Annotated in this window: 20 protein-coding genes; 13 read left to right on the top strand and 7 right to left on the bottom strand. The window is 65.8% G+C overall.

Annotated elements, in window-relative coordinates; translation table 11 throughout:
• Nucleotides 1–135 precede the first annotated feature (135 nt).
• Both Q1K09_RS00710 and Q1K09_RS00705 read right to left on the bottom strand, forming a co-directional pair.
• Nucleotides 136–1920 (bottom strand): ABC transporter permease, encoded by a 1785-nt coding sequence (locus tag Q1K09_RS00710; protein ID WP_300342340.1) that lies wholly within the window; start codon nt 1918–1920, stop codon nt 136–138.
• A complete protein-coding gene (locus Q1K09_RS00705) occupies nt 1913–2911 on the bottom strand; it encodes an ABC transporter ATP-binding protein (RefSeq protein ID WP_300342339.1) in 999 nt (332 codons plus the stop codon). The genes Q1K09_RS00710 and Q1K09_RS00705 overlap by 8 nt, the downstream gene beginning before the upstream one ends.
• A 187-nt stretch (nt 2912–3098) precedes the next feature.
• On the opposite strand from Q1K09_RS00705, the gene Q1K09_RS00700 reads away from it, so the two are divergent.
• From Q1K09_RS00700 to Q1K09_RS00685, 4 genes are all read left to right on the top strand, one after another.
• Nucleotides 3099–3890: an ABC transporter ATP-binding protein gene (locus tag Q1K09_RS00700; RefSeq protein ID WP_300342338.1), complete on the top strand. Its 792-nt coding sequence runs from the start codon at nt 3099–3101 to the stop codon at nt 3888–3890.
• Nucleotides 3887–5194: an ABC transporter permease gene (locus Q1K09_RS00695; protein ID WP_300342336.1), complete on the top strand. Its 1308-nt coding sequence runs from the start codon at nt 3887–3889 to the stop codon at nt 5192–5194. The genes Q1K09_RS00700 and Q1K09_RS00695 overlap by 4 nt, the downstream gene beginning before the upstream one ends.
• Nucleotides 5195–5293: 99 nt before the next feature.
• Nucleotides 5294–5914, top strand: coding sequence for a hypothetical protein (locus Q1K09_RS00690; protein WP_300342334.1), 621 nt, complete (start codon nt 5294–5296; stop codon nt 5912–5914).
• 121 nt (nt 5915–6035) lie between these two features.
• Nucleotides 6036–7475: an MFS transporter gene (locus tag Q1K09_RS00685; protein WP_300342333.1), complete on the top strand. Its 1440-nt coding sequence runs from the start codon at nt 6036–6038 to the stop codon at nt 7473–7475.
• Here Q1K09_RS00685 and Q1K09_RS00680 read toward each other — a convergent pair whose 3' ends face one another.
• Nucleotides 7476–7814: a hypothetical protein gene (locus Q1K09_RS00680; protein WP_300342332.1), complete on the bottom strand. Its 339-nt coding sequence runs from the start codon at nt 7812–7814 to the stop codon at nt 7476–7478.
• Nucleotides 7815–7889: 75 nt separating this feature from the next.
• On the opposite strand from Q1K09_RS00680, the gene Q1K09_RS00675 reads away from it, so the two are divergent.
• The 5 genes from Q1K09_RS00675 to Q1K09_RS00655 all read left to right on the top strand — a co-directional run bounded on the left by Q1K09_RS00675 (nt 7890) and on the right by Q1K09_RS00655 (nt 12704).
• A complete protein-coding gene (locus tag Q1K09_RS00675; protein WP_300342331.1) occupies nt 7890–8453 on the top strand; it encodes a hypothetical protein in 564 nt (187 codons plus the stop codon).
• A 56-nt stretch (nt 8454–8509) separates the two neighbouring features.
• On the top strand, nt 8510–9388 hold the full coding sequence (locus tag Q1K09_RS00670) for an exodeoxyribonuclease III (RefSeq protein WP_300342405.1): 879 nt from the start codon (nt 8510–8512) through the stop codon (nt 9386–9388).
• Between the two features lie 116 nt (nt 9389–9504).
• Entirely contained in the window at nt 9505–10539 is a 1035-nt protein-coding gene (gene trpS, locus Q1K09_RS00665) for a tryptophan--tRNA ligase (RefSeq protein ID WP_300342330.1), read from the top strand.
• A 3-nt stretch (nt 10540–10542) separates the two neighbouring features.
• Nucleotides 10543–11655 (top strand): YihY/virulence factor BrkB family protein, encoded by a 1113-nt coding sequence (locus tag Q1K09_RS00660; RefSeq protein WP_300342329.1) that lies wholly within the window; start codon nt 10543–10545, stop codon nt 11653–11655.
• Between the two features lie 35 nt (nt 11656–11690).
• Nucleotides 11691–12704: a dipeptidase gene (locus Q1K09_RS00655; RefSeq protein WP_300342328.1), complete on the top strand. Its 1014-nt coding sequence runs from the start codon at nt 11691–11693 to the stop codon at nt 12702–12704.
• 54 nt (nt 12705–12758) lie between these two features.
• Here Q1K09_RS00655 and Q1K09_RS00650 read toward each other — a convergent pair whose 3' ends face one another.
• Nucleotides 12759–13409, bottom strand: coding sequence for a helix-turn-helix domain-containing protein (locus Q1K09_RS00650; RefSeq protein ID WP_300342327.1), 651 nt, complete (start codon nt 13407–13409; stop codon nt 12759–12761).
• 13 nt (nt 13410–13422) lie between these two features.
• Nucleotides 13423–14439, bottom strand: a complete 1017-nt coding sequence (gene hutG / locus Q1K09_RS00645; protein WP_300342326.1) for a formimidoylglutamase — start codon at nt 14437–14439, stop codon at nt 13423–13425.
• 154 nt (nt 14440–14593) lie between these two features.
• Between hutG and Q1K09_RS00640 the strand changes: the two genes are divergently transcribed.
• The 4 genes from Q1K09_RS00640 to hutH all read left to right on the top strand — a co-directional run bounded on the left by Q1K09_RS00640 (nt 14594) and on the right by hutH (nt 20532).
• On the top strand, nt 14594–16285 hold the full coding sequence (locus Q1K09_RS00640) for a urocanate hydratase (protein ID WP_300342325.1): 1692 nt from the start codon (nt 14594–14596) through the stop codon (nt 16283–16285).
• 51 nt (nt 16286–16336) lie between these two features.
• Nucleotides 16337–17671, top strand: a complete 1335-nt coding sequence (locus tag Q1K09_RS00635) for a YjiH family protein (RefSeq protein WP_300342324.1) — start codon at nt 16337–16339, stop codon at nt 17669–17671.
• Nucleotides 17672–17732: 61 nt separating this feature from the next.
• The gene (gene hutI / locus Q1K09_RS00630) at nt 17733–18938 is read left to right on the top strand and encodes an imidazolonepropionase (protein ID WP_300342323.1); all 1206 of its coding nucleotides are present in this window, start codon (nt 17733–17735) and stop codon (nt 18936–18938) included.
• A gap of 43 nt (nt 18939–18981) precedes the next feature.
• Nucleotides 18982–20532 (top strand): histidine ammonia-lyase, encoded by a 1551-nt coding sequence (gene hutH / locus Q1K09_RS00625; protein WP_300342322.1) that lies wholly within the window; start codon nt 18982–18984, stop codon nt 20530–20532.
• 118 nt (nt 20533–20650) lie between these two features.
• Here the strand turns inward: hutH and Q1K09_RS00620 are convergent, their stop codons facing one another.
• Both Q1K09_RS00620 and sdhA read right to left on the bottom strand, forming a co-directional pair.
• A complete protein-coding gene (locus tag Q1K09_RS00620) occupies nt 20651–21439 on the bottom strand; it encodes a succinate dehydrogenase iron-sulfur subunit (protein ID WP_300342321.1) in 789 nt (262 codons plus the stop codon).
• Nucleotides 21439–23226 carry a succinate dehydrogenase flavoprotein subunit gene (sdhA, locus tag Q1K09_RS00615; RefSeq protein ID WP_300342320.1) on the bottom strand — a complete coding sequence of 596 codons (1788 nt, stop codon included), beginning with the start codon at nt 23224–23226 and terminating at the stop codon, nt 21439–21441. The genes Q1K09_RS00620 and sdhA overlap by 1 nt, the downstream gene beginning before the upstream one ends.
• Nucleotides 23227–23266: the final 40 nt, after the last annotated feature.

Below are 23266 nucleotides of genomic sequence, written 5' to 3'. Positions count from 1 at the left end.
GGCTGAGCGGCCCGCGGGCCCGAGATCCCGTTGTTGAATGGCGGATTTACTGCCGCTCAGCGCGCCTGGGCGGCTCTCAGCGGCAGTAAATCCGCCAGTCGTTGAGGGGAGTGGGGGAGCGAGATCGGCTCCGGATCAGCGCAGGAAGAGGGCCTTCATCCTGTAGGTGGCGATCACACCACCGACGGTGACCATCACCAGGTAGTAGCCGACGTGCACCAACGTCAGGCTGCTGAACTCCCAGAACGCGATATCGCGCATCAGCTCCACCCCGTGCCACAGCGGCAGGGCCTGGATGAGGGCCTGCACCCCGGCGGGGTAGACGCTGATGGGGAACAGGGTCGCCGAGAACAGGAACATCGGCACCAGCACCATCATCATCCAGTCCATCTGCTGGAAGCGCTTCATGAAGCTGGTGGCCGCCATACCGATGCAGGCGAAGCCCAGCGCGATGAACAGGGCGGTGAGCCACATCAGCACTGCCGAGATCGGAGAGACCAGCCCCGCGACCAGCAGCACGCCCAGGAAGCCGAGGGCGTAGATCCCCCCGCGGAACAGCGCCAGGCAGATCTCGCCCACCGCGACGTCCACCGGGCCTAGGGAGGTGGACATCATGGTGCGGTAGAGCTTGGTGATCTTCAGCTTGAAGAACACATTCCAGGTGGAGTCGAAGACCGCACCGTTCATCGCCGAGACCGCCAGCAGCGCGGGCGCAATATAGGCGGCGTAGCTGACGGTGTCCTGGGTGGAAAGCCCCGCCTGGTCCGCCTCGATGCCGGAGATCATCGGGGAAACGCCCAGCCCGAAGCTGGTCAGGAACAGCACCGGCTCCAGGAACCCGGAGAGGAAGATGATGCCGCGGTTGTTCCGGATGGCCGTCAGACCACGGGCGAAGACCGCCCGGATATTGCCGGAGTAGTAGTTGGCCGCCACCCCGCGGCGAAAGCTCGCCGCCGGGGGAGCGTCGCTGCGCCGATAGCTTCCGGCCTGAGATTCCCTGATGTCCTGCTTGGCCTGGCGCCGCTGATCCGCCTTCAGCCCCGGAATCCGTCCACGCCACTCGCTGTTGCCCAAGCGCCGGATGAACACGCGCCGCACCGCCAGCCAGGAAAGAACGACGACGGCTGTGAGGTAGCCGATGTGCACCGCCAGCAGCCACAGCGGGGTCGGCTGACCGAAGGCCAGCACCCGGCCGATCTCATTGGCATGCCAGATCGGGGAGATCCAGCCGATGACCTGCAGGAACTGAGGCAGGTTCGTCAGCGGGTAGAACGTGCCGGAGAACAGGAACAGCGGCATGATCACGAACCGCTGGATGATCGAGGCATGGCCCTTCTCATCGCGCAGGGTGGAGATGTAGGCCATGATGGGAAGTCCTATGGCCAGTCCGCCCAGCATGGCGGAGAAGACCATCAGCACTGCCAGCGGGGAGCGCAGCGCCCCGAAGGCGAAGAGGACCGCGGTGAAGATCAGCGCGTGCACCCCGAACCGGCAGCTCACTCCCAGGATGTGTCCCAGGGCGATCTGCTGCGGAGTCAGAGCCGTGGCCTGAGCGCCGTAGTACTTCCGGCGCCACTTGAATCCCTCCATCACTGGGAAGGTGAACTCAATGCCGGCGGTCATCGCTACCGTGGAGGCCAGGATGGCCGGGGCGATGTACATCAGGTAGCTCTCGGCCCCATAGGCGGAGAAGTCCGTCTCAGCGCCGACCAGCACGCCCAGCCCCAGTCCCATCGCCAGGATGTACATGATCGGCTGGAAGGTGGAGGCGAAGAGGATCACTCCGCCGTAGGCGCGCATGGAGCGCAGCGTCGCCTCCGCCTGGTAGATCGCGCCCCACCGTTTGGCCTTAGCGGTGACCAGATCCTTGTTCAGTGCGGGATTCTCAGCCGCCGTCGTCCGTTGCGCTGTCTCAGTCAACGAGAGTCCGTCCTGTCAGCCGCAGGAACACGTCTTCCAAGGAGGAGCGGCGCACCAAAGAGGTCATGGGGCGGTGACCGGCGCTGTGAATAGCCTCCATCGCAGACTCGGCCTGCTGCGCGTAGACCAGCAGACGGTCGGGCAGCACCTCGATATGGCTGAATCCGACGGCGGCCTGCGAGCCGGTGAGCAGCTCCTCCAGCACCGCAGCCTGCTCGGCGTTGCGGTCCATGCCGAAGCGCAGCTCCAGCACCTCGCGGGTGGAGTGCTCGCGGATCAGCTGCTGCGGGGAGCCCTCGGCCATGATGCGTCCGTGGTCCACCACCACCAGCCGGTCGCAGAGCTGCTCGGCCTCGTCCATGTGGTGTGTGGTCAGCACCAGAGTGGTGCCGGACTCCTTGAGTCGGAACAGTCTGTCCCACAGCACATGCCGTGCCTGCGGGTCCAGGCCTGTGGTCGGCTCGTCCAGCAGCAGCACCTCCGGCTCATTGACCAGGGCGCGTGCAATGGTCAGCCGGCGCTTCATGCCGCCGGAGAGGTCCTCTACGCGGGCTCCTGCCTTATGGGTCAGCTGGGCGAACTCCAGCAGCTCATCGGCCTTGGCCAGCAGGTACCGGCGCGGCAGGCCGAAGTAGCGGCCGTACATGATGATGTTCTCCCGGACAGTGAGCTCCTCGTCCAGGTTGTCCTGCTGCGGGATCACTCCCAAGCGTGCACGCACCTCAGGGCCTTGGCGCTCCGGATCCAAGCCGGCAACGCGCATCTGGCCGGAGGTGCGGGAGGCCACTGCCGCAATCATGCGCATGGTGGTGGACTTCCCGGCACCGTTGGGGCCCAGCAGGCCGAAGGACTCTCCCCGAGTGACAGTGAAGCTGATCCCGTCGACGGCGGTGAAATCGCCGTAGCGCTTGACCAGGTCAACTGCCTCGATCGCAGGGGTCGCGGGGGCATCGGTGGGCACACTGGTCTCCGTCACGGAGGAAATGGACATAGCGGATAGTTTACACGCTCAACAAAGTAGTTTGCTAGCAAGCGTGCCTGCCGGTGTGAAGTCGGTCACCCTGAGTCTCCCCGGATTCTTCCCTGATCTCGGCTCAATCATCCCTGGGAGGGATGTGCCGGGGCCCGTCATCCGCAAGACTGACTATCAGCTACCCCTACAACTATGAGAGGGACCTATGTCTTCACCTGTTCTCGAGACGGAGAACCTGGTCAAGGTCTACGGTCGGGGCCCCGCGCGGTTCGATGCGCTCAAGGGCCTGACCTTCGAGATCCACCAGGGCGAGTCCGTGGCAATCGTCGGCAAGTCCGGCTCCGGCAAATCCACCCTGATGCACCTGCTGGCGCTGCTGGATGCCCCCAGCAGCGGGGTGGTGGCTTTGGAGGGCCGCCCGGTCACCGCGCTGAAGCCCAAGGAAGTCTCCCGGCTGCGCAATGAGACCTTCGGCTTCGTCTTCCAGCAGTTCTTCCTCAACCCCAACCAGACGGTGTTGGAGAACGTCACGCTGCCGTTGAAGATCGCCGGGGTCTCCAAGTCTGAGCGCAATCAGCGCGGTATGGATGCCCTGGAGCAGCTGGAGATGGCCGATAAGGCCACCAATAAGGCCACCGACCTCTCCGGCGGTCAGAAACAGCGGGTGTGCATCGCCCGCGCGCTGATCAACAATCCCTCGGTGCTGTTCGCCGATGAGCCCACCGGAAACCTGGACTCTGCCACCTCCGAGACGGTGGAGGAGATCCTCTTCGGGCTGCACCGTGAGCGCGGCATCACCCTGGTGGTGGTCACCCACGACGACGACCTGGCCGCCAAGTGCCAGCGCCGGCTGATCATGCAGGACGGCATGATCGTGGCCGAAGAGACTGGTGCTGCCCCCGCCTCCGCCGCCGCCCCGCAGGTGCCCACCGCGGCACCGCAGCCCCGCCGGCGCGGCCTGCTGCCCTTCGGACGCCGGAAGGGAGGCCGAGCATGAACGTCGTCGACCTCACCCTGACCGCTTTCGCCAATACCCTGCGCTCGAAGCTGCGCACGGCGCTGACCGTGCTGGCCATCGTTATCGGCGCATTCACCCTGGCCCTGACCACGGGACTGGGAGCCGGCATCAACCAGTACGTCGATGACATGGTCGCCGGCTTCGGCGAAGAGGACCAGATCTACGTGATGCCCGGTGGAGACATGGAGGCCGGGCAGGCCGCCACCTCCGGACCTCAGGAGTATGACCCCGACGCCGGAGGCAGCTCCGAGCAGATGTGGGGCCAGCAGATGCTCTCCGAAGAGGACATCGAGACCATCGAGTCCATCGACGGCATCACGAACGTGGACCCCATCGTCTTCGTCACCGCCGACTACCTTGAGACTCCCGACGGCGACCAGTACGCACTGAATGAACTCGGCTTGCCGGCCGACGCCGGAGCCATGGAGCTGGCAGCCGGGGAGCGACCGGACCGGGATGCCATGGAGATCACCGTCCCGGAGACCTGGCTGGCAGCCTTCGACGACAGCACCGAGGCCTATGAGGACGTCGACCCGAACTCGGTGCTGGGTGAGACCGTGGAGATCGGGATCTCCAATATGCTCGGCGAGCAGTCCACCCTCGAAGCCGAGATCGTCGGCGTCTCCGAACAGGCAATCTCCGGCATCGGCGGAGCGCCGATGCCCTCCCAGGCGCTGAACCAGGAGCTCTACGACATCCAGACCTCCGGCCTGGAGGTGGAGCAGGAGGAGGCCTATATCCAGGCGGTGGCCGACGTGGAGAACCTGGCCGAGAACGAGGCCGAGATCAAGGCTGCCCTGCAGGAGGAAGGCCTGGCGGGCATGACCCTGGAGGATCTTCTGGGAGTCATTCAGGGCATCATCGACACGGTCACCTGGGTGCTGTCCGGATTCGCGCTGATCGCGCTGCTGGCAGCCAGCTTCGGCATCGTCAACACCCTGCTGATGAGCGTGCAGGAACGTACCCGCGAAATCGGCCTGATGAAGGCCCTGGGCATGTCCAGCGGCAAGGTTTTTGGGCTGTTCTCCATGGAGGCGGTGGTGATCGGTGTGATGGGCTCGATCATCGGCGCCGGGGCCGGCGTGATCGTCGGTCTGGTCGGAAACGCATGGCTCACCGGCGGCCCGCTCAGCAATGTGGCGGGCCTGGTGCTCTACGCCGTCGACCCCCTGGGCCTGCTCGGCATCTGTGCGCTGATCATCGTCATCGCCTTCCTGGCCGGGACCCTGCCGGCCTCCCGCGCGGCGAAGAAGGACCCGATCGAGGCGCTGCGCTACGAGTAAAACGCGCACCGTCTCCACCGGAAAACTGCATTCAGCACATATTCAGGTTCCCTTGGAAACGTATTCCATGGGAAGTCGGCACCACATCAAGGAGGAGTCATGAGTACCCCGCCGAATGACAACAGCCCGCAGTGGGGCGCCGCCGGGGCGCAGGGCCCGGGACCAGGAGGTGACCCGTATGCCGGCCAGCCCGGCAGCAAGTACGGCACCTCCGGATACGATCCGTCGACCAGCTACAACGCGCCAATGGACGAGCCGCGGCAATACTCGCAGCTGAAGACCATGACCCTGGCGTCCTTGGGTCTCTACGTCCTCAGCCAGCTGGTGGGTCTCTTTGCGTTCTTCAGCGACGACGTCCGCGCCGCTGTCGAGGAGGAGATCGCCGGTCAGCCGGGAGCTACTCCGGAAATGGTCGACGGCGCCATTATGTTCAGCGTCGTGCTGGCAGCAGTGATCGGTCTCATCGCCATCGGGCTGTACCTGCTGGTCTACTTCGGTCTGGCCAAAGTGAAGGGCTGGGCGCGGATCACCGGTATTGTGCTGGCCATCGTTGGCCTGGTGTTCACCATCGGCGGCTTCGCTATGGACACTTCCATGCTGGCCTCCGGCATGGGTCTGGTCTCCCTGGTCATCACTGTGGCCTGGGCGGCAGTGACCATCTTCTGGTTGGTGCTGGCCTTCAGCGCCCCAGTGCGGGACTATATGGAGCAGCACAGGTGAGCAGCAGGTGAGCGCTGCCTCACTGAGCATCGCGAATATCTGACATCGTATGGCCGGACCGGCATCTGCTGGTCCGGCCATACGCCGTTCCGATGGGCCATCTCCGGTATACAGTGACACAGTGACGGATCAGGGAGATGGGACACAGCAGGCACCTACTGCTCGGGTCATGATCGCCCTCCTGCTGCCGCTGTTTGCGGCACTGATGAGTGTCTCCTCCGTGATGGTCGCCCTTCCCGCAATGGAGGAGGGGCTGGGGGCCAGCTCCTCCGACCTGCAGTGGGTGCTTGCCGGCTACGCCCTGGCTTTCGGCGTGGGCCTGGTGCCCGCAGGCCGCGCCGGTGACCTATGGGGACGGCGAGCCTTCTTCCTGGCCGGAGTGAGCCTGTTCGGGCTGTCCTCACTGGCGGCAGCCTTTGCGCCCACCCCCGGGGCGCTCAACCTGCTGCGCATCGTCATGGGCCTGGGCGCCTCCATGCTGGTGCCGCAGATCATCGGGATGATCCAGCGGCTCTTCCACGGCAGCGCCAGAGGGCGGGCCTACGGGCTGATGAGCACCGTCATCGGGTTCGCCGTCGCCGCCGGACCCCTGATCGGAGGCGCGCTGATCGACCTGGCGCCCCCGCCGCACTCCTGGCGGCTGGTGTTTCTGGTCAACGTACCGGTGGTGGTCACAGGGCTGCTGGCGGCCTTTCTGTGGCTGCCCCGCGACGAGGACAAGCAGACCACCACCTCAGCCCCCGGATCCGCACGCGGCCTGGCGCGCCTGGACCCAGTGGGAGCGCTGCTGCTCACTGCCGCCATCGTGCTGATCATGCTGCCCTTCATCCAGTTCCCCAACCTGCTCGGCGGCGTCCTCGCTGCTGCCGGCAGCGCGCTGCTGGGCCTGTGGCTGTGGTGGGAGAAGCGCACCGGCGACCGGGACCCGGAAGCACCCATGGTGAACCTGCGGCTGTTCGCGCTGCCCAGCTACACGTGGAACTCTGCGGTGCTCATCCTGTTCTTCGCCGGTATGCCGGGGATCTGGGCGGTGGTGGCCATCTACGTCCAACAGGGCCTGGGACACGGGGCCTTCCTCGCCGGCCTGGTGACCCTGCCCAGCGCCATCATGGTGGTGCTGCTGGCCTCACAGGTCGGTAAGCGGGTGGAGCGCAGCGGCCCGCGAATGCTGCTGCTGGGCAGCATCAGCGCGGCAGGATCCATGGTGGTGCTCGCCGCAGCGGCCTGGCTGATGGACACCGGCTACGGCTCCCTGTGGTGGGTGGCGCTGGCCATGGGGTTCAACGGCTTCGCCCAGGCGCTGATCATCCCCAGCGCGCAGACCCTCTCCATGCAGGATGTGCCCGAACATATGGCCGGCGCCGCCGGGGGAGTGGCCCAGAGCGCGCAGCGGGTGGTCACAGCCATGGGCCTGGCCGCTGTGACCGCCGTCTACTTCGGTGTCACCGCGCAGGCAGGCCACCAGTTCGGAATGACAGTCAGCGCCCTGACCATCGGAGGGTTCATGCTGCTGTGCATCGCCTCCGCCGCCGGTGCGGCCCGGCGTGCTCAGCGCAGCTGATCAGCGCAGCCGGGTGACCGGATGCAGATCCTTCGCCTGCACCGCAGCCGGCGCGTCGGCGAAGATCTCGGCGCGCACCTGCGAGTCCTCCCACTCCCGCTCAGCGGCCTCGTACTCCTGCTCAGAACCAGGACGGGAGACGAACCAGGTCAGCTCGGCCTTGTCGTGGCTGATCCACATCGACTCCACGGTGAAGCCCAGCTCCTCGCGGGCCGGGATCACCTTCGAGGTCAGGAACTGGATGAAGTCATCGGCCAGGGCCGGATCCAAGCTGTAGCGGCGCATCCAGGTGGTGCGCTCCGGGCCCTGCTGCTGAACACTTTCGGGAAGCTGGGGCATTGTCTCTCCTGACGGGTCTGATCGGTGAAGGACACCGTTTCCACCCTACGGTGACTCTCTGGAAGAATCGTCACCATGACAGACTCCCTGCCCACTCCCGAGCGGGCGCAGGCCGCCCTGCGCAACGCCGGACGCCGCGGCACCGGCATCGCATTCGCGGTGATGATCACCGTGCTGCTGGTCGCGCTGCTGTTCGCCGCCAACCAGAATGACGTCATCGGCTGGATCCTGGTCGTCATCGCCGCCGGATGGCTGCTGCTGGCCACCATTGTGGTCCTCACCGTGCGGCGCGGTACCCGCAAGTTCTCCGACGCGGTGGACTCAGCCCGAGCCGATGCAGCAGCCCGCCGCTCGGAGGACTCCCCTGGCGCCGTCGTCGTCGACGAGGACACCCACACCCGGAACCTGAAGCTGGACCACTCCTTCAAGATTGTGCAGGTGCAGGCCCGAGTCATCCGGCAGGAGCTGGACAAGGGGACTGAGACCGACACGGAGATGGTGGCCCGGGCACTGGAGACCGTGGAGATCACGGCGCACAACGGACGCGATATGCTCGCTGACCATGTGGGCCGCCAGCGCCGCGGCGGAGAGGACGACGACGGCGGCGGAGAGACCATCGAAGGCGACATCGTCCGCTGAGCGCGACGCGAGCCGAACCGGAGGACAGAAGGAGAGAGCACGTGGCTGAGGCACCCATGCCGGAGAAGGACTTCGGGGAGCACCCCCACCGGATCATCGACCCCAAGCAGACCGGGGTCACCCGGATCGGCACGGTCAATGTCAACGGCATCCGGGCCGCGCACCGCAAAGGCATGGGGCAGTGGCTGGCCCACCGGGACCTGGACATCCTGGCCCTGCAGGAGATCCGCGCCACCGGCGACATCCTCACCAAACTGGCCGAAGAGATGACCGAGCCCACAGGCGAGACCTGGCACATCCACGAGCATGAGGCCGCCGACAAGGGCCGGGCCGGGGTGGCGATCCTCTCCCGGCAGGCGCCGCTGGCCACCCGCGCCGGCATCGGCGAGGGCCACCCGGAGGACGACGGGCGCTGGCTGGAGGCCGACTACGAGCTCGCCGACGGGACCACCCTGACCGTGGTCAGCGTCTACGTGCACTCCGGGGAGGTGGGCACCCAGCGCCAGGAGCACAAGATGCGGTTCCTGCAGTACATGCTTGAGTACCTGCCCAAGCTGGCTGAGCGCACCGACCACGTCCTGGTGATGGGCGACCTCAACGTCGGCCACACCGAGTTGGACATCAAGAACTGGAAGGGCAACGTGAAGAACTCCGGATTCCTGCCGGAGGAGCGGGCCTACTTCGACAAATACTTCGGCGAGCTCGGATACGTCGACGTCGCCCGATCGCTCGCCGGCGAAGTGGACGGGCCCTACACCTGGTGGTCCTACCGGGGCAAAGCCTTCGACAATGACACCGGCTGGCGGATCGACTACCACATGGCCACCGGCGACCTCGCCCAGCGGGCGAGCAACCCGAAGGTGGACCGCGCCCTGGACTACTCGCTGCGCTGGTCCGACCACGCCCCGCTGGTGATCGACTACCAGCTGCCCTGAACCAGGCCTTCTTTCCCGCCTCGGGGGCCGCCGCCCCCGGCCGCACACCCAGACGAATCCGCAGCTGGGCGCACCGGTGCGCCCAGCCGCAGCACAGCGCAGATAGGATGGCAGCCATGACTGAGGGGACACACAGCAGCCAGCCGGCCGCCGGAGCCCGCGTACTCTCCGGGATGCAGCCCTCCGGGGACTCGCTGCACCTGGGCAACTACCTCGGCGCCCTTATCCACTGGGTGCGCACCCAGGAGACCTACGACGCATTCTTCTTCATCCCTGATATGCACGCCATCACCGTGCCGCAGGACCCTGAGGAGCTGCGCACCCGGATCCGCCGCACCGCCGCGCAGTACATCGCCGGAGGCATCGACCCGGACCGCTCCACTCTGTTCGTGCAGTCCCATGTGCCCGAGCACGCCCAGCTGGGATGGATCATGACCTGCCTGACCGGCATGGGCGAAGCCTCCCGGATGGCTCAGTTCAAGGACAAGTCCGCCAAGCAGGGAGTCGACTCCGCCGGCGTCGGACTGTTCACCTACCCGATGCTGCAGGCGGCAGACATCCTGCTCTACCAGCCCCACGGGGTGCCGGTGGGGGAGGACCAGAAGCAGCATGTGGAGCTGACCCGGAACCTGGCACAACGGTTCAACCACCGCTTCGGCGAGACCTTCCGGGTGCCGGAGCCGATGATCCCCGCCGACGGCGCCCGGATCTACGACCTGCAGAACCCTGGGGCCAAGATGTCCAAGTCTGCCTCCTCGCCCAACGGAGTGCTCAACCTGCTGGACACCGATAAGCAGATCGCCAAGAAGATCAAATCGGCGGTGACCGACGACGGCACCGAGATCCGCTTCGACCCGGAGACCAAGCCGGGGGTCTCCAATCTGCTGACCATCTACTCGGCGCTGACCGGACGCCCGGTGGCAGAGATCGAAGCCGAGTACCAGGGCCGGATGTACGGGCACCTGAAAGTGGACCTGGCAGACATCGCCGTGGAGCGGCTGCGGCCGGTGCGCGACCGGGCCGAGCAGCTGCTGGACGACCCTGCTGAACTGGATGCCCTGCTGTCCAAGGGCGCTGCCAAAGCCCGTCAGGTCGCCTCCGCGACTCTGGCCGAAGTCTACGAGAAGGTCGGGTTCCTGCCGGCCCACTGAGAGATGGACTACTACCCCTCCCGCCTGCGTCCGCGCAGCCACGCCGAACGGACCTCCACCGGGGGGATTCTGGACTCGGCGCGGTCCACAGTGGAGAAGCTCGACGACGGCCAGGAGGTCCGCGCCAAGGTCAACCCGCTTCAGATCGAGACCCTGAAGCAGCAGGAGCTGCAGGCCCGGATGGCCTACGGCCGGGCGCGCCGGGACGGGAAATCAGGCCTGGGGCTGGTCGGCCCGCTGATCGGCTGGGGACTGGCTCGCGCCCAGCGCACCCGGGTGCTGCGGGCCCTGAACCTCTTCTTCTTCCACTACGGCACCGTCATGGCCGCAGGGGCGGCCTACATGATGTTCTTCTCCGTGGCGGCCATGCTCTTCGCCAGCTTCTCCATCGCCGGGCTGATCATCGGCGGCAATGAGGAGTACCAGCAGCTGATCGTCAGTGCAGTCAACACTGTGCTGCCCGGGGTGCTCGGCTCTGGGGAGAACCATATTGCCGCCCCAGCAGACCTGTTCTCCACCTCCGGCCTGGGCCTGGGGCTGGCCGTCTCCCTGGCCCTGACCGTGATGACCTCGCTGTCCTGGATGCACGGACTGCGCTCAGGCATCCGCAGCATCTGGGAACGACCGCTGATGGCGGAGAACGTGGTGGTGGTCAAGGCCCGGGACCTGGGGCTGATGCTCGTGCTGGGGCTGGTGATCGTCAGCACCGCTGCCGCCGGACTGATCACCCGGGTCTTCATCGACGCCGTCTGGGAGTTCATGCACTGGGACCCGGAAGGATTCTGGCGCGCCGCGGTGGGGCACTTCACCCTGGGCATCTCCTTTGTGCTGGACATGATCGTAGCAGTGCTGCTGATGCGGGTGGCCTCGCGCTTGGTGATGCCGATCTCTGCGCTGTGGCAGTCCGCCCTCATCGCCGGAATCGGCGCCTCCCTGCTGCGGCTGGGCTCCACCCAGCTGCTGCAGAACTTCGCAGACACGGACAACCCCGTGCTGGCGCCCTTCGCCACGGTGCTGGGCCTGTTCTTCTACTTCTACCTGTTCAGCCTGGTGTATCTGATGGCCTCAGCGTGGGGTGCGGTGGCCGCAGCGGATGCCGGTGAGCGACGTCGCTGAGCCTGGCGGCGGCCGCCACGCCGTAGGCTGGGACCATGGCTGAATACACTGCATCACAGACGCTGGCCCAGGTGCTTGAGGACGCACCGGTCTTCGACGGGCACAACGACCTGCCCTGGGCGCTGCGTGAGAAGTGGAACTATGACATTCATGCTGCCTCCGTAGGGGAGGGCAACACCGAGCTGCACACCGATATCCCCTCGCTGCGCCGCGGCGGCGTCGGAGGCCAGTTCTGGTCGGTCTACGTCCCCTCCAGCCTGTCCGAGCCGGAGGCCGTGGCCGCGACCTTGGAGCAGATCGACTGCGTCTACCGGCTGGCAGCGGCCTTCCCGGCCGACCTGCAGCTGGCGGTCACCGCCGCCGAGGTGGACCAGGCGCGGGCCGCCGGCAGGATCGCCTCCCTGCTGGGTGCTGAAGGCGGGCACAGCATCGCCGGCTCCCTGGCAGTGCTGCGCATGCTCCGCCGGCTCGGGGTGAGCTATATGACCCTGACCCACAATGACAACACCGCCTGGGCCGCCTCAGCCACCGGGGAGCCGGTGAACTACGGTCTGACCCGCTTCGGCCGCGAGGTGGTGGCCGAGATGAACCGCATCGGCATGCTGGTGGACCTCTCCCACGTGCACGAACAGACCATGCATGACGCACTGGATGTGACCACCATGCCGGTGATCTTCTCCCACTCCTCCTGCCGCGCCGTCCACGACCATCCGCGCAATGTGCCCGATGAGGTGCTGCAGCGGCTGCGGGACAACGGGGGAGTGCAGATGGTCACCTTCGTGCCGAAGTTCATCAGCAGCCAGCCCGAGCAGGCGGGGATCGACGACGTCGTCGCGCACCTGGAGCACGCCCGCGAGGTGGCCGGCATCGACCACATCGGCCTGGGCGGAGACTACGACGGCGTCCCGGCCGGCCCGAAGGGCCTGGAGCGGGTCAGCGAGTACCCCGCCCTGCTCAGCGCACTGGTGGAGCGGGGCTGGTCGAACCAGGACCTGGCCAAGCTGACGTGGGAGAACACCGTGCGTGTGCTGCACGACGCCGGAGTATGAAGGGGAGCCGAGCCCCGGTCCTGCTCTGCTGACACCCAGAGCCCGGTGCTGGCACTACTCTGCTCCTAATGCCTCAGAGACTCGTGCCGTCGCTTCCACCAGCGCGTTCCCGCAGGCACGTTGTCGCTGCTCGTCCAAGCGATAGGTGGGAACCAGAGTGCTCATTGCGGCAACGACGCGTCCTCCTGCAGAGATGGGGGCACAGATCGCAGTGACATCATCCTCCACTGTGTTCTGCAGCACCACGTAACCGGTGTCCGGCGTTTCACCGCGGAGCACCTGTCCCGCAGCGGAGCCCTCCATGGGAACTGTGCGCCCTACCCAGTTGGTATGGCGCACAGAAAAAGTTCCCTCAACGATGGCGATGTACATCGCCGTCTCATGAAGACCGGGAACCGAGAGATAGACCGATTCCCCCGTGGCGTTCACCACGGACTCCATCGGCTCTTGACTCAGCGGAATCAGCATCTCGCGACTCAACGTCTTGGCGCCTAATCTGATCAGCCACGGGCCTGGCCGAAACATCCCGTCCTCAGAGCGGGCAAGGAAGCCTGAAGCCTCAAGGGTCCGCATCAGCCGCAGCGCAGTGCTGGCTGAGAGGTCAGCCTCCCGAGCTGCTTCAGCCAAGCTGGCAGTGCCCTGCTCGCACACCGCTGCCAGCAGAGTCAGCGCCCGCTGAACGGTACGAGTGGAAGACTCCGGCATACACTTTCTCTCATCAGATGTGAACGCTGTACATTGTACGGACTGCCTCATCGATCAGCCGGGCAGCAGTCCTGGCAGTCCGTTGATCCACATCAAGCGCAGGGTTGAGCTCTACCACGTCCAGGAGTCGCAGCTTTCCGCTGGAAGCCGCGGCGCGCACAGCAGCCGCGATCAGACCGGTGTCGACACCCAGCGCTGCCGGGGCCGAAACTCCCGGGGCAACTGCCGCAGGGAGGACGTCAAGATCGACGCTGAGATAGAGCACATCCACCTCGGCGGCGAACTCCTCCACGAAGGCGCTCACCCCTGAAGCGCCGGCTTCGGCACACTCCACATCAGTCATCCACCGCACCCCCAGCTCCCGGGCGCGAGAAAAGAGAACACCGGTGTTGGCAGGCTGCGCTATTCCCAACACTGCGTAGTTCAGCGGAGCGTGGCCGGCTTCCTCTTCAGCCCGGGCCATCTGCAGGAACGGAGTGCCGGAGGTGGGACGATCCTCCCGGCGCAGATCGAAATGTGCGTCCAGGTTCAACACACCCCACCGCAGCGGTCTGGAGGCTGACCCCAGCAGCTGTGACCTCCGGAGCCCAAGGTAGGACGACCAAGCTGTCTCGTGTCCGCCGCCAAGGATGACGGTCAGAGACGTGCCGGGCGCGTTGAGTGCCGAGGCAACCGCCTGGCCGGCCGCCGCCTGACCATCTTCCAGGCCAGTGCCGTCCACGACAACATCCCCATGGTCCGCAACTGTCAGCTCGCCGGAGGCCAGGGGACCGTGCACTGCCGCAGCACCCAGGGCCCTGCGCAGCGCAGCCGGCCCCTGCGCGGCGCCCTGGCGCCCTCCATTGCGTCGCACTCCTTCGTCGGAGCAGAACCCCAGCACCCGGATCTGGGCCGGTTCAAGCCGAGGCTCATCGGGATCGGCGCTGCTGAGCTCCTCGGCCGGACGAACAGCAGAATGCCACCGCGCATGCTCCGGCCCCTCCCCGTCGTCCCGCCCTGTCCATGGTGCTGCCGAAACGAACCTGCTCATAGAAACTCGCCCCATTTTCGGTCTCGGGAACGGGTGATCACAGAAGATTCTGCCACCCAGGACTTGCATGTAACCCAGATCATAGTTGTAATGTGTGAAAATCGCATGTCATGCAGTGAAATCTTCGCACGTCTTGGCCACGGAAAGGCTCCCGATGACTTCAGGCTTCACCCAGCACGACCCCTCCCGGCAGATCAGGGCTCCGCGAGGACCCCAACGATCGGCCAAGTCTTGGCAGACTGAGGCTCCGCTGCGCATGCTCATGAACAATCTCGATCCCGAGGTCGCCGAGCGTCCTGAGGACTTGGTCGTCTACGGCGGTACTGGCCGGGCCGCCCGCAGCTGGGAGGCATATGACGCGATCGTGGAGACGCTCAAAGATCTCGAAGAGGACGAGACTCTGCTGGTTCAGTCCGGTAAGCCGGTCGGCGTCCTGCGGACGAACACGTGGGCCCCACGGGTGCTGATCGCCAACTCCAACCTGGTCGGCGACTGGGCCACCTGGCCCGAGTTCCGCAGGCTGGAAGCCGAGGGGCTGATGATGTACGGGCAGATGACCGCCGGCTCGTGGATCTACATCGCCACCCAAGGCATCCTCCAAGGCACATTCGAGACCTTCGCCGCCATCGGCCGAAAGCGCTTCAAGAACACTCTCGCCGGCACGCTGACCCTCACCGGCGGCTGCGGAGGAATGGGCGGGGCACAGCCGCTGGCGGTGACCCTCAATGGGGGAGCGGTGCTCATAGTGGACGTCTCAGAGGAACGGCTGAGGCGCCGAAAGTCCAAACGCTACCTCGACGAGGTGGAGACCGACCTCGAGACAGCCCTGGCCAAGGTCACCGCAGCGAAGCAGGAGCAGCGGGCGCTGTCGGTGGGGTATGTGGGCAACGCGGCCGAAGTTTTCCCAGACCTGCTGCAGCGCCAGAAAGCCGGGGAAGTCTCCTTCGACATCGTCACCGATCAGACCTCAGCCCACGACCCGTTGTCCTATCTGCCTGTGGACTACACCGTGGAGGAGTGGCAGTCTGCGGCCGAAGAGGACCCGACCGGTTTCACCAAGAAAGCTCAGGAGTCCATGGCGCGTCATGTGGAAGCCATGGTGGGTTTCCAGGACCTCGGCGCCGAGGTCTTCGACTACGGCAACTCCATCCGCGACGAAGCCCGTGCTGCCGGTTACCAGAGAGCATTCGATTTCCCCGGGTTTGTCCCGGCATACATCCGACCGCTGTTCTGCGAGGGACTGGGGCCATTCCGCTGGGTGGCGCTCTCCGGAGACCCAGAGGATATTCGCGTCACAGATGAGGCCATCAAAGAGCTCTTCCCAGAGAATAAGCACCTGCACACGTGGATCGACGCCGCAGCAGAGTACGTCGAGTTCGAGGGACTGCCCGCCCGGATCTGCTGGCTCGGCTACGGGGAGCGCCACAAGGCCGGACTGCTGTTCAACCGACTGGTCGCCGAGGGGAAGGTCAAGGCACCGATCGTCATCGGCCGTGACCACCTCGATTCCGGATCAGTGGCTTCCCCCTACCGTGAGACGGAGGCGATGCTCGACGGCTCGGACGCCGTCGCAGACTGGCCGCTGCTGAACGCGCTGACCGCCGCCAGCTCCGGGGCGACCTGGGTCTCGATCCACCACGGCGGGGGAGTGGGCATCGGCAGGTCCATCCATGCCGGCCAGGTGGGCGTGGCTGACGGCACCGAGCTGGCTGCCGCCAAGCTCGAGGCACTGCTGACCAATGATCCAGCCACAGGCGTCATCCGGCACGTCGACGCCGGCTACGAGCGCGCCGCTCAGGTCTCCGCCGAGCGCGGAGTCCGCATCCCGATGAGCCCGGCCGGGTGAGGACAGGCTCACGTCACCAACCTGCCCTTGAGAAACCGTAAGCGAGAGATCATGACCGCAGCAGAAACTCCCCCGACCACCCCTGCGCGGCCCCCGGCTGTCTGGCGGTTCTTCCTCTACAGCGGCATCGGCGTCTTCATGTTTTTCGTCCCGATCACCATCGGTGAGAACAGCACGATTCCCCTGGATCACCTCGTGACTTTTCTGCGCGAGGTGCTCGGCGAGGCCGACAGGTATGTCGCACTAACCCTGATCGCCGCCGGCACGGCCTACCCGTTCGTCTCAGGCCGGTGGCGGCAGTCACCGCTGCGGACAGTCTTCGCTTTCCTCAACATCCTTGGGTTGGCGGCCGGGTCGATGATTGTCTTCAACTACGGGCCGGGGTGGCTCTTCGACCCGGATCTGGGACCGTTCCTCTACAACGCCCTGGTCATCCCGGTGGGGCTGCTGGTGCCTGTCGGCGCAATCTTCCTGGCCCTGCTGGTCGGCTACGGGCTCATGGAGTTCCTCGGGGTGCTGCTGCGCCCGGTGATGCGTCCGCTGTGGCAAACGCCCGGACGCTCAGCCATCGATGCTGTGGCCTCCTTCGTGGGCAGCTACTCAGTCGGGCTGCTGATCACCAACCGGGTGTACAAAACCGGGCGGTACAACGCCAAGGAGGCGGTGATCATCGCCACGGGGTTCTCCACGGTCTCCGCCACCTTCATGATCGTGGTGGCCAATACCCTGGACCTGATGGGCATCTGGCTCTGGTACTTCTTCCTCACCCTGGTGGTGACCTTCGCAGTCACCGCTATCGTGGTGCGCATCCCGCCGCTGCGCACTATCGGTGAGGACTACTATCCCGGCGTCGAGCCCAAACCCGAGCAGAGGATCACCAACGATCGGGTCAACGCGGCCTGGGGCGAGGCCGGTCAGGCACTGCGCACTGCTCCGCCGCTGTGGAAGAATGTGCTCACAAACTTCCGAGACGGTCTGCTGATGTCGATGCAGATCCTGCCCTCCATTATGTCGGTAGGGCTCATCGGACTCGTGCTGGCACTTCACACCCCGGTCTTCGAATGGATCGGCTATCTCTTCTATCCCTTTGCCTGGGTCGTCCAACTGCCCGACCCGGGGCTGGCCTCCACAGCTGCCGCAGTCGGCGTGGCTGAGATGTTCCTGCCGGCAACGCTCGTAGCCGGCCATGAGTCCGAGGTTCTGCGACTGGTCATCGGTGTACTGTGCGTCTCGGCAGTGATCTTCTTCTCCGCGATGGTGCCCTCTGTGCTGGCTACAGAGATTCCGGTGAAGCTCTGGCACATGCTTGTCATTTGGCTCCAGCGCGTTGTGCTGTCGCTGGTGATCGCCACCCCGCTGGCCTACCTCGTCGTGGCTCTCACATGAGGACTGACCAGAAAACCCTCTCACCCTTCACATCACAGCTTCGCAGCGAGAGGAGCTCGCTATGACCACCACGCTCGTCACGAATATTGGGGAACTGGTCACAGTGGACCAGGCTGACCGGGTGCTGCATGATGCGGCGCTCGTCATTGAGGGCGGCCGCATCGCCTGGATCGGATCCGCCGACCGGGCCCCAGCGGCCGACGAGAGATTCGACGCCGCGGGCCGGGCTGTGCTGCCCGGCTGGGTGGACTCCCACACCCACCTGGTCTTCGACGGCGATCGCAGTGAAGAGTTTGAAGCGCGGATGGCGGGGGCCGACTACGTCGCAGGTGGGATCAGCACCACCATGGAAGCCACCAGGAGCGCCTCCGACGCACGACTGAAGACCCTGGTGAGCCGACGCATCGCTGAGGCTGTCGCGGGGGGAACCACCTACCTGGAGACGAAGACCGGCTACGGACTCAGCCTGGATGAGGAAGCCCGGCACGCCCGGCTGCTGGACGAACTGCGACAGGCAGGTGAGGTCGACGCCGTCACCTACCTGGGTGCCCACCTCGTCCCTCCGGGCGAGGAGGCGGAGTCCTACACCGCCCTGGCAGCCGGCCCCATGTTGGAGGCTGTCCGCCGGCACGTCCAATGGGCCGACGTCTTCTGCGAGGAAGGAGCCTTCACCGCCGACCAGTCGCGGCAGGTGCTCAGCGCAGCGAAAGAGGCAGGACTCGGACTGCGAGTTCACGGAAACCAGCTCGGCCCGGGTCCCGGGGTGCAATTGGCCGTGGAGCTCGGCGCAGCCAGCGTCGACCATGTCAATTACCTCAGCGAAGCTGACATCGATGCACTGCATGACACCTGGACGGACTGGGACGCCGGACAGGCCGAAGGCACCCCCGGGACCACGGCCACATGCCTTCCGGCTTGCGACCTCTCCACCCGTCAGCCCTTGGCCCCGGCCCGGCAGCTGCTTGACGCAGGAGTCCCCATCGCGCTGGCCTCCAACTGCAACCCCGGCACCAGCTACACCACCTCGATGAACTTCAATGTCAGCACAGCCGTGCTGCAGATGCGTCTGAGCCTGAAGGAAGCGATCCGCGCCGCCACCTTCAGCGCCGCGGTCTCGCTGGGGGCTCACCACGAAGTCGGCTCTCTCGAAGTCGGCAAACGTGCCGATCTGCACATGCTGGATGCACCCAGAGCCATCCATTTGGCCTACCGTCCAGGGATGCCGATGACATATGCGGTGTGGCGCAAGGGGCAACGCCTGCGCTGATGGAACCACTCCCATCGAAGAACCCCTACCCGAAAGGAAACCTGTGGAAGCCGTCGTTCTGAATCCTGAGACGCTGAGCCCGGCGGAGGTCGTGGCAGTGGCCCGATTCGGTGCTCGGGTAGATATCGACCAGGACACGCTCCGCAGCGTCGCTGACTCCAGAGGAGCCGTCGAATCCCTTGCCGGTCAGGATCGCCCGGTCTACGGGGTGTCCACAGGTTTTGGGGCACTGGCCCAACGGCACATCCCGCAGCCGCTGCGCGCCCAGCTGCAGAAGTCTCTGGTCCGCTCTCATGCGGCCGGGATCGGCCGGCCCGTCGAGACGGAAGTGGTTCGCGCTCTGATGCTGCTGCGCGCCAAGACCCTGGCCTCCGGCCGGACCGGAGTGCGGCCACAGGTGCTGACCACCTACCTGGACATCCTCAACGCCGGCATCACACCGGTGGTGCCCGAGCACGGCTCCCTGGGCTGCTCCGGTGACCTGGCTCCCTTGGCGGCATGCGCCCTGGTGACGATGGGAGAGGGTGAGGTCCTGGACAGCCAGGGGCGCTCGATGCCCGCCGCTGAGGCGCTCGCCGAGGCCGGCATCGCGCCGGTCGAGCTGGCGGAGAAGGAAGGCCTGGCACTGATCAATGGGACCGACGGCATGCTGGGGATGCTCATCCTTGCACTCCGGGATATGGAAAACCTGCTCACCGCTGCAGACATTTCGGCTGCGATGAGCGTGGAGGCCCTCCACGGAACCGACCAGGTCTTCCTGCCGGAGCTTTTCGAACCGCTGCGTCCGCACCCGGGTCAGACGTTGAGCGCCGGCAATATGAGAGCCCTCCTGCGGGACTCGGGGATTGTGGCCTCACACCGAGACTCGGACCATCTGGTGCAGGACGCCTATTCGCTGCGGTGCGCACCCCAGGTGAACGGCGCTGCCCGGGACGCTCTGGAGTATGCCTACCAGGTGGCCCGCCGGGAGCTGCGCGCAGCCATCGACAATCCGGTAGTCCTGGACTCCGGGGGTGTCTCATCCAACGGCAACTTCCATGGTGCGCCCCTGGCACACGCCCTGGACTTTCTGGCTATCGTGACAGCCGACGTGGCCTCGATCGCTGAACGCCGAACCGACCGGCTGATGGACACCAGCCGGAACCAGGGACTCCCACCGTTCCTCGCCGACGATCCCGGTGTCGACTCCGGCATGATGATCGCCCACTATACTCAGGCCGCACTGGTCTCGGAGACCAAACGACTGGCAGCACCTGCCAGTGTGGACTCCATCCCCAGCTCAGCCATGCAGGAAGACCACGTTGCAATGGGATGGTCCGCCGCGCGGAAGCTGCGGCAGGCTCTGGAGAACCTTACCGCGGTGCTCGGCGTGGAGATCTGCGCAGCAGCCCGGGGAATCGACCTTCGGCAGGTCGCCCCGTCACCGGCCACCGGCGCAGTGCTGGAGACGCTGCGAACCCGCGTCCCCGGCCCAGGGGCGGACCGGTTTCTGGCCCCTGAGTTGGCAGAAGCCGCAGAGCTGGTCGCCTCCGGCAGCGTCGTCGCGGCTGCAGGCTCCGTGGTCGAACTGAGCCATACCGTGCCGCTGGACTGATCCGCAGGTGCTGCACGACGCCGGCATCTGAGCCGGCGCAGAGACGGCGAAGGCGGCACCCTGAGCAGGGGGTGCCGCCTTCGTCCGTTTCGGCCGATGTCCACCGGCCGGCATTCGGTCACATGGACCGGGTCAGGATCGCGGTCTTGACCTCCTGGATGGCCTTGGTGACCTCGATGCCGCGCGGGCAGGCCTCGGAGCAGTTGAAGGTGGTGCGGCAGCGCCACACGCCCTCCTTGTCATTGAGGACCTCCAGGCGCATATCCCCGGCGTCGTCGCGGGAGTCGAAGATGAACCGGTGGGCATTGACGATCGCCGCAGGGCCGAAGTACTGGCCGTCGGTCCAGAACACTGGGCAGGAGGAGGTGCAGGCCGCGCAGAGGATGCACTTGGTGGTGTCATCGAACCGCGCACGGTCCTCCGGGGACTGCAGCCGCTCCGCGGTGGGGGCAGGCGAATTGTTGACCAGGAAAGGCATGATCTCGCGGTAGGACTGGAAGAACGGCTCCATGTCCACAATGAGATCCTTCTCAACCGGCAGACCCTTGATGGCCTCCACAGTGATCGGCTTGGAGGTGTCCAGATCCTTCAGCAGGGTCTTGCAGGCCAGCCGGTTGCGGCCGTTGATGCGCATCGCATCGGAGCCGCAGATGCCGTGGGCGCAGGACCGCCGGAAGGTCAGGGAGCCGTCGATCTCCCATTTGACCTTGTGCAGGGCGTCCAGCACACGGTCGGTGCCGTACATGGTCAGCTGCCACTCATCCCACCAGGCGTCCTCGGAGCGCTCCGGGTCGTAGCGGCGGACCTTCAGGGTGATGTCGAAGCTCTGAACGGCGCCGGCGCCATCACCGGACTCCGCCAGATCGACTTTCGAGGCGGGTTCTTGCTCAACGGTGGGAGTGCTCATCAGTACTTACGCTCCATCGGCTCGTAGCGGGTGAAGACCACCGGCTTGGTGTCGAAACGAATGCCGGAGATGCCTTCAGTCTCAGCGTTCTCGTCCTTGTACAGCATCGAGTGCAGCATGAAGTTCTCGTCGTCGCGGTCCGGGTAGTCCTCGCGGTAGTGCCCGCCGCGGGACTCCTTGCGGTGCAGCGCCGAGACGGTCATCACCTCAGCCATGTCCAGCAGGAAGCCCAGCTCAATGGCCTCCAGCAGATCCAGGTTGAAGCGCTTGCCCTTGTCCTGCACGGTGATGTTGGTGTAGCGGCGCTTGAGCTCTCCAATGGTGCTCAGAGCCTGCTTGATGGTCTCCTCGGAGCGGAACACCTGCATATTGGCGTCCATGGTCTCCTGCAGCTCGGCGCGGATCGCGCCGACCCGCTCGGAGCCGGAGGAGTCCCGCAGCATGCTCAGCTGGTCCTCCACAAAGGTCTGCGGGGCCTCGGGCAGCTCCACAAAGTCCGCGCCGGAGGCGTACTCGGCCGCGTAGATTCCGGCCCGCTTGCCGAAGACATTGATGTCCAGCAGCGAATTGGTGCCCAGCCGGTTGGAGCCGTGCACCGAGACGCAGGCGACCTCGCCGGCGGCGTAGAGCCCGGGCACCACCGTCTCATTGTCCTGCAGCACCTCGGCCTTGATATTGGTGGGGATCCCGCCCATGGCGTAGTGGCAGGTCGGGAAGACCGGCACCGGCTCGGTGTAGGGCTCCACACCCAGGTAGGTCCGGGCAAACTCAGTGATATCCGGCAGCTTGGCGTCGATGTGCTCCGGCTCCAGGTGGGTCAGATCCAGCAGCACATAGTCCTTGTTCGGCCCGCAGCCGCGGCCCTCGCGAACCTCATTGGCCATGGAACGGGCCACAATGTCGCGCGGAGCCAGATCCTTGATGGTCGGCGCGTAGCGCTCCATGAAGCGTTCGCCCTCTGAGTTGCGCAGGATGCCGCCTTCGCCGCGAGCGGCCTCGGAGAGCAGAATGCCCAGGCCGGCCAGGCCGGTGGGGTGGAACTGGACAAACTCCATGTCCTCCAGCGGGATGCCGGCCCGGTAGGCGATGGCCATACCGTCGCCGGTGAGGGTGTGGGCATTCGATGTCGTCTTGAAGATCTTGCCCAGACCGCCGGAGGCGAAGACCACCGACTTGGCCTGGAAGATGTGGATCTCCCCGGAGGCCAGATCGTAGGAGACCACCCCGGCCACCCGCTTCTGCTTGTAGGTGGTGCCGTCGTCGCGTGTGGCCTCCTCCTCCACGGTGATCAGGTCCAGCACGTAGTACTCGTTGAAGAACTCCACATTGTGCTTGACGCAGTTCTGGTAGAGGGTCTGCAGGATCATGTGACCGGTGCGGTCGGCGGCGTAGCAGGCCCGGCGCACGGCGGCTTTGCCGTGGTCGCGGGTGTGCCCTCCGAAGCGGCGCTGATCGATCTTGCCCTCAGGGGTGCGGTTGAACGGCAACCCCATCTTCTCCAGGTCCAGCACAGCGTCGATGGCCTCCTTGGCCATCACCTCCGCCGCGTCCTGGTCCACTAGGTAGTCTCCGCCCTTGACCGTGTCAAAGGTGTGCCACTCCCAGTTGTCCTCCTCCACATTGGCCAGGGCGGCGCACATGCCGCCCTGCGCCGCGCCGGTGTGGGACCGGGTGGGGTAGAGCTTGGTCAGCACGGCGGTGCGCGCGCGCTGGCCGGACTCGATGGCGGCGCGCATGCCCGCACCGCCGGCGCCGACGATCACGACGTCGTACTTATGAACCTGCATGGTCAGTTCGGCTCTCTTCTCTTAGATGCTTGCGTCAGGG

It is taken from the genome of Nesterenkonia sp. (assembly GCF_029265375.1).
Lineage (GTDB): Bacteria > Actinomycetota > Actinomycetes > Actinomycetales > Micrococcaceae > Nesterenkonia.
The sequence above is the reverse complement of the archived record's forward strand: the minus strand, read 5'-3'. Positions and strand labels throughout refer to the sequence as shown.

Bases quoted from the DNA above. Each gene is read 5' to 3' on its own strand.
- Q1K09_RS00695 (WP_300342336.1), top strand. From the start codon at position 3,887: ATGAACGTCGTCGACCTCACCCTGACCGCTTTCGCCAATACCCTGCGC.
- Q1K09_RS00650 (WP_300342327.1), bottom strand. From the start codon at position 13,409: ATGCCGGAGTCTTCCACTCGTACCGTTCAGCGGGCGCTGACTCTGCTG.
- Q1K09_RS00690 (WP_300342334.1), top strand. From the start codon at position 5,294: ATGAGTACCCCGCCGAATGACAACAGCCCGCAGTGGGGCGCCGCCGGG.
- Q1K09_RS00620 (WP_300342321.1), bottom strand. From the start codon at position 21,439: ATGAGCACTCCCACCGTTGAGCAAGAACCCGCCTCGAAAGTCGATCTG.
- trpS (WP_300342330.1), top strand. From the start codon at position 9,505: ATGACTGAGGGGACACACAGCAGCCAGCCGGCCGCCGGAGCCCGCGTA.
- Q1K09_RS00680 (WP_300342332.1), bottom strand. From the start codon at position 7,814: ATGCCCCAGCTTCCCGAAAGTGTTCAGCAGCAGGGCCCGGAGCGCACC.
- Q1K09_RS00640 (WP_300342325.1), top strand. From the start codon at position 14,594: ATGACTTCAGGCTTCACCCAGCACGACCCCTCCCGGCAGATCAGGGCT.
- sdhA (WP_300342320.1), bottom strand. From the start codon at position 23,226: ATGCAGGTTCATAAGTACGACGTCGTGATCGTCGGCGCCGGCGGTGCG.
- hutG (WP_300342326.1), bottom strand. From the start codon at position 14,439: ATGAGCAGGTTCGTTTCGGCAGCACCATGGACAGGGCGGGACGACGGG.
- hutI (WP_300342323.1), top strand. From the start codon at position 17,733: ATGACCACCACGCTCGTCACGAATATTGGGGAACTGGTCACAGTGGAC.
- Q1K09_RS00635 (WP_300342324.1), top strand. From the start codon at position 16,337: ATGACCGCAGCAGAAACTCCCCCGACCACCCCTGCGCGGCCCCCGGCT.
- Q1K09_RS00700 (WP_300342338.1), top strand. From the start codon at position 3,099: ATGTCTTCACCTGTTCTCGAGACGGAGAACCTGGTCAAGGTCTACGGT.
- Q1K09_RS00655 (WP_300342328.1), top strand. From the start codon at position 11,691: ATGGCTGAATACACTGCATCACAGACGCTGGCCCAGGTGCTTGAGGAC.
- Q1K09_RS00675 (WP_300342331.1), top strand. From the start codon at position 7,890: ATGACAGACTCCCTGCCCACTCCCGAGCGGGCGCAGGCCGCCCTGCGC.
- Q1K09_RS00660 (WP_300342329.1), top strand. From the start codon at position 10,543: ATGGACTACTACCCCTCCCGCCTGCGTCCGCGCAGCCACGCCGAACGG.
- Q1K09_RS00705 (WP_300342339.1), bottom strand. From the start codon at position 2,911: ATGTCCATTTCCTCCGTGACGGAGACCAGTGTGCCCACCGATGCCCCC.
- Q1K09_RS00670 (WP_300342405.1), top strand. From the start codon at position 8,510: ATGCCGGAGAAGGACTTCGGGGAGCACCCCCACCGGATCATCGACCCC.